This window comes from Streptomyces sp. NPDC012474, assembly GCF_042955185.1.
GTDB lineage: Bacteria > Actinomycetota > Actinomycetes > Streptomycetales > Streptomycetaceae > Streptomyces > Streptomyces cahuitamycinicus.
Window position 1 is genome coordinate 95,610 of the sequence record NZ_JBIBEP010000019.1, and the last position, 12,758, is coordinate 108,367.

Sequence of the window (12,758 nt, forward strand, 5' to 3'; positions counted from 1 at the left end):
CCGGCGCTGTCCTCAGCCATGGCCGGCGATGCCCCGCTGGCCGCACAGCGTGAAGAACTCGCCTCGCAGTTGCGGATCCTCGTCGTAGGTGCCCCGCCAGTGGGTGGTGCGGGTGCTGGACTCGATCTCCCGAACGCCGCGCATCTGTGTACACAGATGCACCGCTTCCAAGTGGACCGCGACGCCGTGGGGCAGCAGGATCTGCTGCAACGACTCGGCGAGCTGGCGGCCGATGCGCTCCTGTACCGAGAAGCGGCGGGCGAACAGCCGCACCAGCCTGGTCAGCTTGGACAGACCGAGGATGTGCTCGTGGGCGATGTAACCGATGTACGCCTTGCCGAAGAACGGCAGAGCGTGGTGCTCACAGAGGGCGAAGAAGGGGATCGGCCCTTCGACGATCTGGCTGATCCGGCAGTCCGACCCCCCGTGGCATTCGGTCTCGAAGGCGGTGACCAGCTTCTCGTCGCCCTCGTACCCGCTGGTGGCGTCGAACAGGGCACGCAGGAAGCGGCGGGGGGTGTCCGCGGTGGCTTCTGACCCGACGGCCAGGCCCAGCGCCCCGAAGATCTCACTCATATATCCCTCGAAGCGCTGCCACTCCTCGGGGGCGATCCGCCGTGGAGACACGGCAGCCCACTCCGCCTCGTCGGTGAGGGGCACGAGCCGCTCGCCCACCATCCCCACGACGGGCGGGGGCCCATGCATCTGCGTGAATTGCTCGTTCATATGCGGCCTCAAGACGCGACAAACATCCCGTGCAGTCGGCTCATTCCATTATCGCGCTACCTGTGCCGGAGTGCTGAGCGAGTTCACGCAGGCGTCCGCGGCAACGCACGGTCTGCCGGTCAGAATTTCGGGCCGCTGCCAGCCGGCCCGTACAGATCCAGCAGACGGGTCCGGGTGGATTGAAGCCGGTTGCCGACCACGGTGGCGACACAGCGGGTGATCGCCAGCCCCAGCACCGGATCCTCCTCGATCAGGGTGCGCACCGCCGTCGCGTCGAATTCCAGTGCATGTACAGGGCCATGTGCTTCTGCGCCGAGTTGCCAGGTGTGTGGGGGGACCAGCCACGACCAGCCGAGCAGTTCACCTTGGCCGATGGCGTCGACGGTGGCCGCCCGGCGGCCGGGGACGTGTACGTCGAGAGCGACCAATCCGGTAATGACGGTCCAGAACCGGTCGGCCTTGCTGCCCTCCTCGAAGATGCGGGTTCCTGCGGGGAAAGACACGTCGGCCGCGAACTGCAGCAAACGGTCGCGGTCTTCGGGCGAGAGCAGGCTCAGCAGATTCGTCGTGGTAGCCATCCGGGCCCTCCCTGTCTCAGTTCTTCCTTCTACGCCGAATTGCTTCGAGAGAAGCGGCGACCGGACTCGCTGGGAATTGCCTGCCCTACGGGGTCTCATCTCTCCAGGGGCTCCGGGGCCGTCGCGCACACGAAGAGATGCACGTGGACGGTGCGACTGCTCGGTTTCGCAGAGCCCATGGGGCCTGCAGGGAGAGTGGAGCTCGCCACCCTGTGCTGTCAGCTTCGGAGTAGCTCGGCAAGCACCTCGGCTTTGCTGGTCTCGGGATGTTTGGTTGCGGTAAGTAGCGTCAAGGTTCCGTCTTCGGCGAGTTCACGCAGGTGCGCCAGAGCGGCTGCGCGTTCGGGATCTTGAAGCTCGGCCTGGTAGCGGTGACTGAACTCCGGGAAGCGATCAGGGTTGCGGATGTACCACTTGCGTAGCTCCGTGGAGGGTGCGACCTGCTTGCACCACTCGTCGAGGCGGGCGTTCTGCTTGGTCATGCCGCGGGGCCAGATGCGGTCGACGAGCACTCTGGCGCCGTCGGTCTGGGTCGGTGCGTCGTAGACGCGGCGGACGTGCACCGTTCGCTTGTGTGCCATGGAGGACCTCCTACCGAGTCTCCGCTGCTTCCGGCATCACACGTAGTAACGAGAGATGATCTCGAGCCGCGCCACTTCGTCCGGTCCCGGATAAGCCACCAGGACCGGCAGGCCGCTGGGGTCCCGGCCTTCGATGAGGGTGAAGCCCTCAGCTTCTCTGGTGTCGACACGGTCGGAGCGGGCTCTCAGCACGCGCTCACAGCGCTGGAAGTCGTCGGGGCCGTCTGCCGTCCAGATCACGTACTGCGTGCCGGCGTGGCCCACCGGGTGGGAGGCGTGCGGGCCCACGGCCCGTAGGTATACCTGGAAGCCGTTGTGGCTCACGAGCAGCGCGGCAGTGGCGGTGCGTACGGTGACCTCCATGTTCAGCAGCTCTCCGTAGAAGTCCGCCGAGGCATCGTGGTCGTGGACGAACACCACGACCGAGGCTAGCCGGGGTCCGCGCGTGTCCGGTTCGCTACCGTTCGGCAACGCATCCGGTGGAAGCCGCGCAGGGCGCGGGCCGGAGGACGCCGCTTCGTGTGGGTCGGCCATGAGGGCTCCCTTCCGGCTGCGACCGTGATGCGAGGGATTCTTTGTGCGGTTTCCTGGTCCGCTTTCCACGCTACCCGGAGGGTGTCCTGTCCGCTGGGGGCGTGCGGCAGGCCCCGAGGGGTGTGGGCACGGGTTCTCATCCTGGCCATGTGAGGAACCCGCCGACGATGGTGCCGTAGGCGAGGTGTGCGGTGAGCGTGACGGCGGGCGTGCCGGGCCCGTAGTTGAGCATGAGGAAGCCGGGTGGTTCGAGCAGCGCGACATGAGGGGCGCTGGTTTCGGGTTGGCCCATGCGCGGGTGGACGAGCGGCAGCAGGATGTTGACGAGCGCGGTGGTGGCGAACAGGCCGTGGACGAGGCCGAAGAGGCATCCCAGCCACCAGCTGCTGTAGTCGATGGCGACGAAGACCGCGTAGTAGAGCAGGGCGAAGATCAGGCCGTTGATGAAGTGTGCGCCGTAGCCGAGGGCCTTGGCGCGCGTCCGGTCGCTGGTGAAGGCGGTCCCGAGCAGGAACGGCAGATCGATGCGGGTGAGGCTGAGGGCATTGGCCGCGCGCAGGGCTGTGGTCAGTACCAGGGTGCCGACGAGCCCGCCCGCCAGTGCGGCCCAGATGCTCATCGTGCGGCCTGCCCGATCGCGCACGCGGCGCTGATTAGGGCCAGGTGGGACAGACCTTGGGGCAGGTTGCCGAGGAAGTCGCCGGTGGAGGGGTCGATCTCCTCGCTGTAGAGGCCGACGTCGTTCGCGAGAGGCACGAGCTGGTCCATGATGTCGGCGGCTTCGTCGGCGCGGTCGCATCGGGCGAGGGCTTCGGCGAGCCAGAAGGAGCAGGCGAGGAAGGCACCCTCACTGCCGTGGACTCCGTCGGCGCCGAGGTAGCGGTTGACGTAGGGACCGTCCTGCAATGCCTGCTGGATGGCGGCGACGGTACCGCGCATGCGTGGGTCGTCGGGCGACCGATAGCCGTGGAGCAGCCCGAGCAGGAGGCCGGCGTCCAGCTCGTCGCTGTCGGCGGAGCGCACGTAACTGTTCAGCCGCGGGCTGAAGCAGCGGTGCTCGACGAACTCGGTGATGGCCTGCCGTTCGCGCCGCCAGCGAGGTGCGTGCCGGTCGGGGATCAGCCCCCGCTTGGCGAGGTCGAGAGCGCGATCGAGGGCCACACAGCACATCATCTTGGACTGAGCGAAGTGCTCGGGAGCGCTGCGGACCTCCCAGATACCCATGTCGGGCTGCTGCCAGGCCGTGCAGACGAAGTCGGCGGTCTGGGCCAGACGGCGGGCGATGTCGGCGTCGAGCCGATGACCCGCTGCGGTGTACAGCCACGCGGTCTGCACCAGCTCCCCGTACGTGTCCAGCTGGAGCTGGCCGGCGGCGGCGTTGCCGACGCGTACGGGCGTCGAACCGCGGTACCCCGACAGGGGAAGGGTCTTCTCGGGTGCGCGGGCGCCCCCGTCGAGTCGGTACAGGACGTGCAGGCGGGGGTGAGTGAGCTGGGAGGCGTGCATCAGCCACCAGAAGTAGCCGGTCGCTTCCGGAGCGCAGCCCAGCTTGAGGAAGGCGTTCAAGGTGAAGGCGGAGTCGCGGATCCAGCTGAAGCGGTAGTCCCAGTTGCGTTCCCCACCGAGCTCCTCGGGCAACGAGCAGGTCGCCGCGGCGGCGACCGCGCCGGAGGGCGCGAAGACCAGCAGCTTGAGGGCGAGGACGCTGCGCAGCACCGCCTCCCGCCAGGGGCCCGAATAGGTGCGGCCGTCGGTCCACTCTCTCCAGGTGGCGGCCGTGTGGTCGAGTCGGGCCTCGCACTCGGTACGCGTGGCGAGCACCAGCGGTTCCCGGTGTGCGTACGGCACTGCGAGCATGGCCCGGGTGCCCGCGTCCGCGCGGAAGCGGGATGCGACGGCATCGGAGGTGGGCTGCGGCTCTCCCGCGTTCCAGGCACAGATCCCGACCGCCTCAGGACCTGAAGTGACGACCGGGACGCCCGCACGACGTGTCAGGTGAGGTACACGGGCACCGTAGCCAAAGCGCGGCTGGACACTCCAACGCATGGGGACGCTGCCCGCCAGGCCCTCGATCCGCCGGACCAGCTCCCGGGCAGGCGCCAGCGAGCGGCTGTCGGGAATGGTCAGTGCGTCGGTCACACGAACCCTGCCGCCTGCTGTGGTGAACGTCGTCTCCAGCACGTTGGTGCCAGGCAGGTAGCGGCGGGAGGCAGTGTAGGGCGCCTCTGGCCGGAGGAGGAACCGTCCTCCGTTGAGGTGGTCGAGCACGGCGGCGAACACGGTCGGCGAGTCAAGGTCCGGCCAGGCCAGCCAGTCCACCGAGCCGTCCCGGGCTATGAGCGCGACGCAGCGGCCGTCCCCGATCACCGCGTAGTTTCGCAGTTCCGTGTACCCGTCCAGACGTGCCGGTGGGTCGGCCGGGACGTCTGACAGATCAGGCAAGTCAGTCTGGCGGTTCCTGGGCCTTTCCGGCGTCGGCGAGCCAGAACCCGAACTGGACGGTGTAGGTGTCACCTGAAGGCACCTTTTCCGGTAATCCGCGTCCTCCTGGTCGAGGAGGAGGTCGGCCACGGGTGCGTCAGTGTCGGTGGAATGGCCGGTCGGCGGCTCCGGCCTAGGAGCGGCCTGACTACGCCCTTCAAGCCACGTGGGAGCCGCGGTGCAGGTGGATCAACTGGGCGTCCTGCACCGCCTGTTCATCGCTTTCCTGGAGGGGCGTGAGCCGGATGCCGACGTGGTAGTCCTGGACCAGCGTCCAGCCCAGGAAGCCGGCCCCGAGCGTGCAGGCGAGTCCGGCCGCGGACAGTGCCAGCCCTGGAGTGACGCCAGTCGCTGGGCCATCCCAATGGGTGGCGTAGATGGCAAGGCTCGCGCCGAAGAGGCCCAGCGCCACGACATTGAGACTGCCGTGGGCAATGCCGACGGTCTTGGCCGCCGACCGGCGGGGAACGCCGAACGCCAGATCAGCGATGCCGGGCAGGGCTGCCAGCAGTGCCGTGCCGACCCCAGCGATGTTGAGAGCGATGGCCAGGTTCAGCCAGAACTGCTGCCCATTGGCCGCGTAGACGGCGAAACCCACCAGCGTGCCGGTGTAGCAGGCGATGGGGAAACCGACGAGCATCGGGTGAATGGGATGGCCGGCGATGGTGATCTTGCTGTACATGGCGCCTCCAGGCCGGTCGGTCCGTGCTACGCCTTTCTAGCCTCTCCTTCGATGTACAGGAGCGCCAACGGGACCGGACCAGCGGTACGGATCCTGGGCCTGGCGAGGAGATCCTTGGCCCCGTTGCTTCGGCTGATTTGAAGATGTCTCTCGCGGAGTATCAGAGCGGTACCGACAAAGGTCGGCTCGGCCCCGTCACTGGCGCGGTCGGGGGGTGTCGGACGCCTCGGGGCTGATTGGTGAGCCGGCGCACAGGGGTGTTCGGTGCCTCTGGAGCCGGTGTTGCGGCCCCCTCCAGTGGACTGCGCGTATGTCGCAAGGACGGCGGCCCCTCACTCGCAGGGAGATTGGCCGCCGAGCCGCCGAAGGCCGCAGAGTCATCCTCCAGGTCAATGATCGGCAGGAGGCCCGCGGTCCTCGCGGCCGACGGCTGAACTTCTTGCAGTCCTCTGTCACAGGCTCCATGCGGCTCAGAGGTACCAGCTGAAGGTGAGGCGCAGGAGGCACACGACCGTTGTCGTTGCCACATGGGTTCGAGAGGGGTGGTTCGCCACTGAGGCCACCTACCGGCCGTGGTGGTGGTCTCACTACTGAAGCGCCTGTTCAGGAGGCTCTGCGAACCACGAGTGCCGTGATGTCGTCCCGCTGTTCGCCTGCGGTGTGTTGACTCAAGTCTTTGGCCAGATTGTGGGCGACTTCCCAGGGTGAAACGTCTGTCCAGGCTCGCAGGCGCTCTTCGAGTGGGTAGAAGGCGCCGGTGATGCTGCGTGCCTCGGTGACGCCGTCGCTGCAGGCAAGAAGAGTGGCCCCGGGAAGGAACGGGAACCAGGCGACTGTCCGGGGGTTCGGAGCGAGGTCAGCAAGGCCGAGAGGCACGCCTGGGTCGCCCAGCTGTATGGGGGTAACCGCTTCTGAGTTCAGCAGATAGGGCGGAGGGTGGCCGCAGTTGACTGCCTGCGTGTCCGCCGAGGCGTCGATGCCCAGGATGAGAGCGGTGACAAATCGTTCAGGTTCGCCGGTCTGCTGGGCGAAGACGTTGTGGTGGACGACGGCCCTTTCCAGGTCATCCACGAGCGCGGTGAGCGTCGGCTCGCGCAATGCGGCGTCGCGGAACGCTCCGAGCGTGGCAAAGGCGGCTCCGATGGCAGGCAGGCCCTTGCCCTGGACATCGCCGAAGAGCAGACGCGTGCCGTACGGCGAGGCCACGGCCTCGTAGATGTCTCCGCCTACTAGCCGGTCCTGCTCCACCGGCAGATACACGCCGTCAACGATCACCCGGTCGGTCAGCACGGGCAGAGGCCGCAGCACCTGCCGTTGCAGGGCGACAGCTGTGGACCGGACCCGGCGGAGATCTTGCTCGCGCCGGATCCGCAAATGGCAGGTCAGGACGCCTAGCACGCCAAGCGTTGCGGCCAGCACCATGACGATCACGAAGTTGTACCACGACGGCAGCGGCCGGTAGATCAGTACTCCGGTGATCACGATCAATACCCAGCCGACCGCGTAGATGGTCTGTCGCACCGTGCCGATCGCCGCCGGGAAGGCCGGCAGCAGGATCAAGAGGGGGGCGAGCCGCACTGTACGGTCATCAATGACCAGCTCCAGCGCCACAATCGGGATCGTCAGCGCGACCACATAGACCATCGGAGCCCTGACCGCGCTTTTGGGAAGTGACTCAACCGCGCTCTCGACGCGTAGAAGTGGCGCGTCGGCTACACGAGATGGCAAACGCCTGCGGAACACACCACCAGCCTCCTTCAGCTCTTTCGGCCTCGCAACGGCGGACGACGCAGCCTGTTGACGTGATCACTCACACCTGAGACCGCTGGCGGCGGATCGCCAACGCCGCGGCAGACGCAGGGGCGGGCGGGTGAATGGCCCAGGCGGGGTGAGGAGGTTATTCGGGGCTGCCTTCGTCTGTGGTGGTCTCGTCGTCGATCAGCCCGTAGGGGGGCCGGTCCTCGTTGCGGCTGTACCGGACCACGACGTTCTCTTCCACGAGCACGGGCGGACTGTTGTCGACGATGATCACCTGGGCACCGGCCCCCTGTTCAGCCAGCCAGCTGGTCAGGTGTCGGTAGAAGTCGTCGATGGCGATCGCGTCTGCGATTACCGCGTCCCGGGTGGCGCCGTGGCCCAGGTTCTTCTGCGGGCTGTCGATCATGAGGAAGCCGGGGTGGGCGGCCGATGTTTCGACGGCCACCTCGAAGACGGCCAGCTGCCAGGCCAGGGTCAGGAGTGTTCGGGCGCCGGATGAGGCCTCGCGGTAAGAGTCGCCGCGTACGTGAGGAACCAGGTTCGTGTCGATCATCGGCTGGCTGAGTTTCGGGTAGCGCCACTGCCGCAGGAGTTCGCTGTACCGGCCGCTGATTCGGCCGACGACCAGGTCCCGGTCCTGTGCGGCATCTCCCAGCCGGTCGCGTTCCTCCCGCAGGCGTTCGATCTGTGCCTCCTGCCGCTCCACGAGCGCGGCGCGCTTCTCCAGGCCAGCCTGAAGCTTCGTCGCGTTCTCGGCGTGCTGGAGATGACGGAGGACCTCCTCGCGCCGACGCTGGAGGTTGTCGCGAGCGGCGAGGAACGGGGTGACGGTGGGCGAAGTGGCTTCGTCGACCGCGGCCGCGGCACGTTCTTCGTCGATGGCGGCGTCTTCTGCCTGGAGCTTCAACGTGACGAGCGAGCTGTCCAGGCCCTCAACGTAGGCAGTGATCTCCTTCAAACGGGCCTTGGTGGCCCTGACCTCGGCCGCGACATCCAGCCGCCCTTCATCCGACGAGTGCTCGGCTGTGGCGGTGCCGAGCGTCAGGTGCCCGTCGTCGTGGGGCAGCTCGTGGCTGCACAGACTGCACGCGCCGTTCTCCACCGATGGGGGAGCGGGCAGCCGATTCAGGCACGCCGGGCAGGTCGTGACACTGAGGGGGTCGAACAGGCGCTGCGCTTCGGCCAGCATATTGAGCTTGACGAGGTCGTCCGCGTACTGCGCCCGCAGCGGCATCATCCGGGTGAGTTGCGTCTCGCAGTCACGTACCACGCCAGCGGCTCGCCGGGCGCGCTGGGCAGCTTGCTGGTGCTCGCGGCGCAGACGCCCGGCGAAGGTGGTGCCGGCTTGCGCTGCCTCGTCGAGGGCCCGTAGCTGCTCGGTCAGCTCCCGCAGCTCGCCGTCGTATTGCTCAGCGATCAGCGCGCCGACCGTGGGAACGTCCTGCTCGTCGATGAACGCCCGTGCTGCGGCGAGTTCGGCGCGTGCCTGGGTGAGTCGGGCGCCCAGTTCCTTGATGCGTTGCCCAAGCTCGACGGCGCGGTCGTCGTGAACGCCGAAGACGACGTCGACCACCTGCTTCAGCTTGTGCTTCTTCATGTACTCGTTCTCGAACAGGAAGTTCTTGGAGGCGATGCGCTCGTTGGGGAGGAACGCGAGGTTCATGAGGTCGCGGATGCTCAGGGGGTCGGTCCGGGACTCACGGCTGGAGGGAGCCTCCCGCAGCTGTACGCCTTCGAGCTTGCAGTGCCCCAGCAGCAGAGCGGAGAGGCTCTCGGGCGCTCCCGCCGGCTCGATGGTCCTGCTCTCAGGTTTGGAGAGCGGCGGGCTGTCCAGCGTCCCCCGGCGTACGTAGGCGACCTTCGACGGCTCCCCGACGGGCCGCTCGATGACGTGCGGTTCGCCGGACAGCTCGACTTCCAGAAGGCAGGAACGGACCTTCCGCAGCACCTCAGGATGCCGTGGGTGGCGCTTCCCACCGAGGCCGTAGGCGATGAACTCCAACACCGCAGTCTTGCCCGAGCTGAATGCCCCGGCCACCACGGACAGGTCCCGAACCCGCTGGTCCTGCGTGAAATCGACGTCATAGTTCCGGCTGACGCCAGCAAGGCGCAGGTGCCGGATCCGGATGCCAGGCAGAGGCTGCATGGTGGTCATCCCTCCCAGGGCATGTCAGGTGCCTGCGGTCCCGGTCCCAGCACGCTGAGGAGCGCGGCACCGGGCCCGCCCTCTCCATCTGGCCGCAGCCACCGTGCGGTCTGTTCCCGCAGTGCCTTGTCGCTGAGCTTGCGGAGGCGACGCACGACGATGGACGCTGCAGTGGTGAACGACGCGGCGTAGGTGGCGGTGAAGCGAGCCCCGAGTTCCCGACCGCGGTTGTTGATCGAATAGGCGAAGGCGCCGTTGCGGTTGTGGACCTCGCAACACCCGTAAGCCACGAGCAGTCCGAGATCGTGCTGGATGCGCTCGCGTCGACTGGTGAAGCGCTGCGAGGAGGACGCGTACGAGAGCACCTGCGGGTCGAACCCGGCCAGTCTGAGCATATTTGCCTCCCGGCCGTCGGAATCGACAACGAGGAAGGGATTCGCCGACAGGAAGTCGTAGTAGCCGATGCGCTCCAGGCTCGCCCCCTTCGCGTCCTGTCCGGCGACAGCGTCGAGAAGAAGCAGCAGCTGCGCCAGCCGGAAGGTCACCTCGTCCTCCGGCATCATCACCGGCCGGTGTGCTTCCACAGCGAACTCCTCGTAGGTCTGACAGGACAGGCGACGGCGGTCAGCCGTCGGAGTGCTCGGCCGCGATCTGCCGCCAGTGTTTGACCCAGCCCGCCTTGCGGTTGTCCACGAGCCGGTGGACCAGCCCCCAGCTGTGCACCAGCTCCAGGCGGAGCGACTTCGGCAGTTTGTCGTGCTCGTTGCGTACATCCCGCCAGACACGGGGGTGGAGAACCCGAAGCGCGTCCTCGGCCGCGCATTCGTTGAACTGCATCTCCCATAGACCGTGGAGCGTCGCATCGGCGGAACTGAGCGCCGCCACCTCCACCGGAACATCCTTGTGCGCGATCTCGCGAGCCACCAGATCGGCATTGAAGAACTGCCTCTTGGCCGAGTCCAGCTCCACGTGGCCGGCCTCGGTCATCTGCCGAATGAACAAGGCGGAGCCAAGGGCGGCTGCCTTATCGTCCTCGACTTCGAGTACCAGCCGAAGCTGCTCCACGGGGGTGGGGGCGGCCTGAGCGTACGTCTCGTAGAAGCCGCGACGCACGTCGTCGCCCTCGGGGCTAAGCAGCTTCTTCCGGAGGGCGGTCTCGTCCCAGAGCTGAATGACGAGGCTGTGTTCCTTCTCCCTCGCCTTCGACCACGTGTCCCACCATGCCGTCATGGGGCCGTCCATGCTGGAGGGGATGCACAGAATCCAGCTGGCGATGGTGTGGCCGTTCTTGACGGCTGCCTTCAGCACGTTGTCGAGCGAGTCTTTGACCTGCTGTACGTGCTTCTTGGTGGTGACCGGCATGAAGTACTTGGACTGCCACACTGTGATCGCTCCGCCGAGGTTCCCGGCGAAGGCGTCGATACCCCAGTCGCCCGGGTTGGCAGCGACGGACCGTACGTTTGGGGTCGTCGCGGCGGCAAGCTGAGCGATCATCGTTTCGAAGTCGTCGCGGGCTCCGCCGGGGCTTCCCCCGCGGACTGCGTGCACGTCGAAGCTGATTGGCTGGACACCCGTCGGCACGGCTATCGAGTCAGGCACAGCCCACCCCCCCCTGCGCCGGTGGCCGCACACAGGATGTTCCCCGAGCGTCACACACCGTATCGGCGGAGCCTACCCAACGGCCACTCGTCTGATCAAGAAGTGGAACGCACCGGCATCTCAAATACGGTCCACCACGCAGCACCGCAATCGCGCGAAACCTGCGGGCCACGGTCCAGGCGTGCAGGTCGCCTTGGCGAGAGGGCTGCAACCCTCTCGCGCTCTCCCGCACCATCCGTCCGTAGTCGTGCAGTGGTCAAACGCCGCCGTTGCGTGCGGCAGCCGGACTGCGGCCGGCCCGTGCAGGCGTGTTCCGGTGATGTACGTCGTGACGCCGGTCCAGCCATCCCGGCCGGGGCCGCCCCTCGGCGTATGGGCCGTCACCCGGCCACCGGCGCCTCCCCGGCTGCCGCTGTCCGGGCAGGGCGATCTGCGCGCCGATGTCCAGGCTGGGCACCAGCGGACCCGAAGTCCTCGCACGAGTCTTGAGCTTGTGGCACGGGCGCCAGAGCGATCGAGTGTTCCCGTCCGTGCCCGTCTTGCACGTCTCTCTTCGGTGGTCGAGCGCGCCTGGCATTCCGCCAGTGCTGATAGCCGGGCTTACCAACACTGGTCAGAGCCACTCGTTGAGGGCCGCGACCAGCACGGTCGCCTCATAACGGACGGCGAGCTTGTCGTATCTGGTGGACACAGCGCGATTACGTTTCAGTCGACTGATCCCGCACTCGACCGCATGGCGCTCGCGGTAATCGAGCGGGTCGAAGCACGGCGGCCGACCACCGCGAGAGCCCAACTTCTGGCGGTTGCGTGTCTGGTCGGCCTTGTCCGGGATGGTGCAGCAGATCCCGCGGCGGCACAGGTAAGCGCGGTTCTTGCGGGAGGCGTATGCCTTGTCCGCCCGCACCCCGTCGGGGCGAACGCGTGGCCGGCCCGGCCCGAGGCGGGGCACGCGGACCTTCTCCAGCACCGGTTCGAACTGCGCCGAGTCTCCACATTGCCCTGCCGTCACCACGATCGACATTGGTTTCTGACCCTGGTCGACGGCCAGATGCAGCTTGGTGGTGAACCCGCCGCGCGACCGTCCCAGCCCGTGATCACGAGGCTCAGTGAACACACCGCCGGGTGGTTCCTTCTGCAGATCACCCTGCTTACGAGCCCCGGCCGCATGCTGATGGGCGCGACAGACAGTGGAGTCGACGCTCAGATCCCACACGATCGCACCCTTCGCGTCGGCCTGGGACTGGAGCCGGGTCAGGAGCCGCGGCCAAGTGCCGTCCCGCTGCCACCGGCGAAACAGATCGTAGACCCGGCCCCACGGCCCGTACTCGATGGGCACATCCCGCCAGGGAACACCGGTCCGGACTCGAAACCGTATGCCGTCGATCAGCCGCCGCCGAGGCCAGACGGGCGGCCGCCCCGCCTTCGTCCCTTTCGGCAACACCGGCTCCAGCGCTGCCCAGTGCTCGTCCGTGAGATCTCCCCGGCCCATGAACCATGATCATTCAGAACCCAAGATCCACTTTCGATACACGGCCTAGATGTGCTGTTCGGGCAGGTTGGTGACGCGGCTGGCGGGGGCGGAGGTCTCCCAAGCCGCGGTCGGCGGCCCGGGCGGCGAGATGCGAACACCTTGTCGCGTGAAAGGGATGATCGGTCGTGACCTCGACAGGCAC

The 12,758-nt window shown here is 67.3% G+C and carries 12 protein-coding genes; all 12 read right to left on the bottom strand.

All coding sequences use genetic code 11. The annotated features are described in order from the left end of the window. Positions 1 to 12: 12 nt before the first annotated feature. Positions 13 to 726 carry a GTP cyclohydrolase I gene (gene folE / locus ACFY9S_RS32535; RefSeq protein ID WP_391135565.1) on the bottom strand — a complete coding sequence of 238 codons (714 nt, stop codon included), beginning with the start codon at positions 724 to 726 and terminating at the stop codon, positions 13 to 15. Positions 727 to 845: 119 nt separating this feature from the next. Then, the gene (locus ACFY9S_RS32540; RefSeq protein WP_391135568.1) at positions 846 to 1,304 is read right to left on the bottom strand and encodes a cyclic nucleotide-binding domain-containing protein; all 459 of its coding nucleotides are present in this window, start codon (positions 1,302 to 1,304) and stop codon (positions 846 to 848) included. A 218-nt stretch (positions 1,305 to 1,522) separates the two neighbouring features. Continuing rightward, entirely contained in the window at positions 1,523 to 1,885 is a 363-nt protein-coding gene (locus ACFY9S_RS32545; RefSeq protein WP_391135571.1) for a DUF488 family protein, read from the bottom strand. Between the two features lie 36 nt (positions 1,886 to 1,921). After that, positions 1,922 to 2,419 carry a VOC family protein gene (locus ACFY9S_RS32550; protein WP_391135574.1) on the bottom strand — a complete coding sequence of 166 codons (498 nt, stop codon included), beginning with the start codon at positions 2,417 to 2,419 and terminating at the stop codon, positions 1,922 to 1,924. A gap of 136 nt (positions 2,420 to 2,555) precedes the next feature. Beyond that, positions 2,556 to 3,038, bottom strand: a complete 483-nt coding sequence (locus tag ACFY9S_RS32555) for a hypothetical protein (RefSeq protein WP_391135577.1) — start codon at positions 3,036 to 3,038, stop codon at positions 2,556 to 2,558. Then, positions 3,035 to 4,861 (bottom strand): glycoside hydrolase family 15 protein, encoded by a 1,827-nt coding sequence (locus tag ACFY9S_RS32560; RefSeq protein ID WP_391135580.1) that lies wholly within the window; start codon positions 4,859 to 4,861, stop codon positions 3,035 to 3,037. The genes ACFY9S_RS32555 and ACFY9S_RS32560 overlap by 4 nt, the downstream gene beginning before the upstream one ends. Before the next feature lie 196 nt (positions 4,862 to 5,057). Then, on the bottom strand, positions 5,058 to 5,582 hold the full coding sequence (locus ACFY9S_RS32565; RefSeq protein ID WP_391135582.1) for a DUF2231 domain-containing protein: 525 nt from the start codon (positions 5,580 to 5,582) through the stop codon (positions 5,058 to 5,060). A gap of 603 nt (positions 5,583 to 6,185) precedes the next feature. Then, positions 6,186 to 7,226: a SpoIIE family protein phosphatase gene (locus tag ACFY9S_RS32570; RefSeq protein WP_391135585.1), complete on the bottom strand. Its 1,041-nt coding sequence runs from the start codon at positions 7,224 to 7,226 to the stop codon at positions 6,186 to 6,188. Positions 7,227 to 7,479: 253 nt separating this feature from the next. Further along, positions 7,480 to 9,495: a DNA recombination protein RecN gene (locus ACFY9S_RS32575; protein ID WP_391135588.1), complete on the bottom strand. Its 2,016-nt coding sequence runs from the start codon at positions 9,493 to 9,495 to the stop codon at positions 7,480 to 7,482. Then, positions 9,492 to 10,070, bottom strand: coding sequence for an ABC-three component system middle component 2 (locus tag ACFY9S_RS32580; RefSeq protein ID WP_391135591.1), 579 nt, complete (start codon positions 10,068 to 10,070; stop codon positions 9,492 to 9,494). Before ACFY9S_RS32580 ends, ACFY9S_RS32575 begins: the two co-directional genes overlap by 4 nt. A 40-nt stretch (positions 10,071 to 10,110) precedes the next feature. Beyond that, the gene (locus ACFY9S_RS32585) at positions 10,111 to 11,085 is read right to left on the bottom strand and encodes a serine/threonine protein kinase (RefSeq protein WP_391135594.1); all 975 of its coding nucleotides are present in this window, start codon (positions 11,083 to 11,085) and stop codon (positions 10,111 to 10,113) included. A gap of 613 nt (positions 11,086 to 11,698) precedes the next feature. After that, on the bottom strand, positions 11,699 to 12,574 hold the full coding sequence (locus tag ACFY9S_RS32590; protein WP_391135597.1) for an IS5 family transposase: 876 nt from the start codon (positions 12,572 to 12,574) through the stop codon (positions 11,699 to 11,701). Positions 12,575 to 12,758 lie beyond the last annotated feature (184 nt).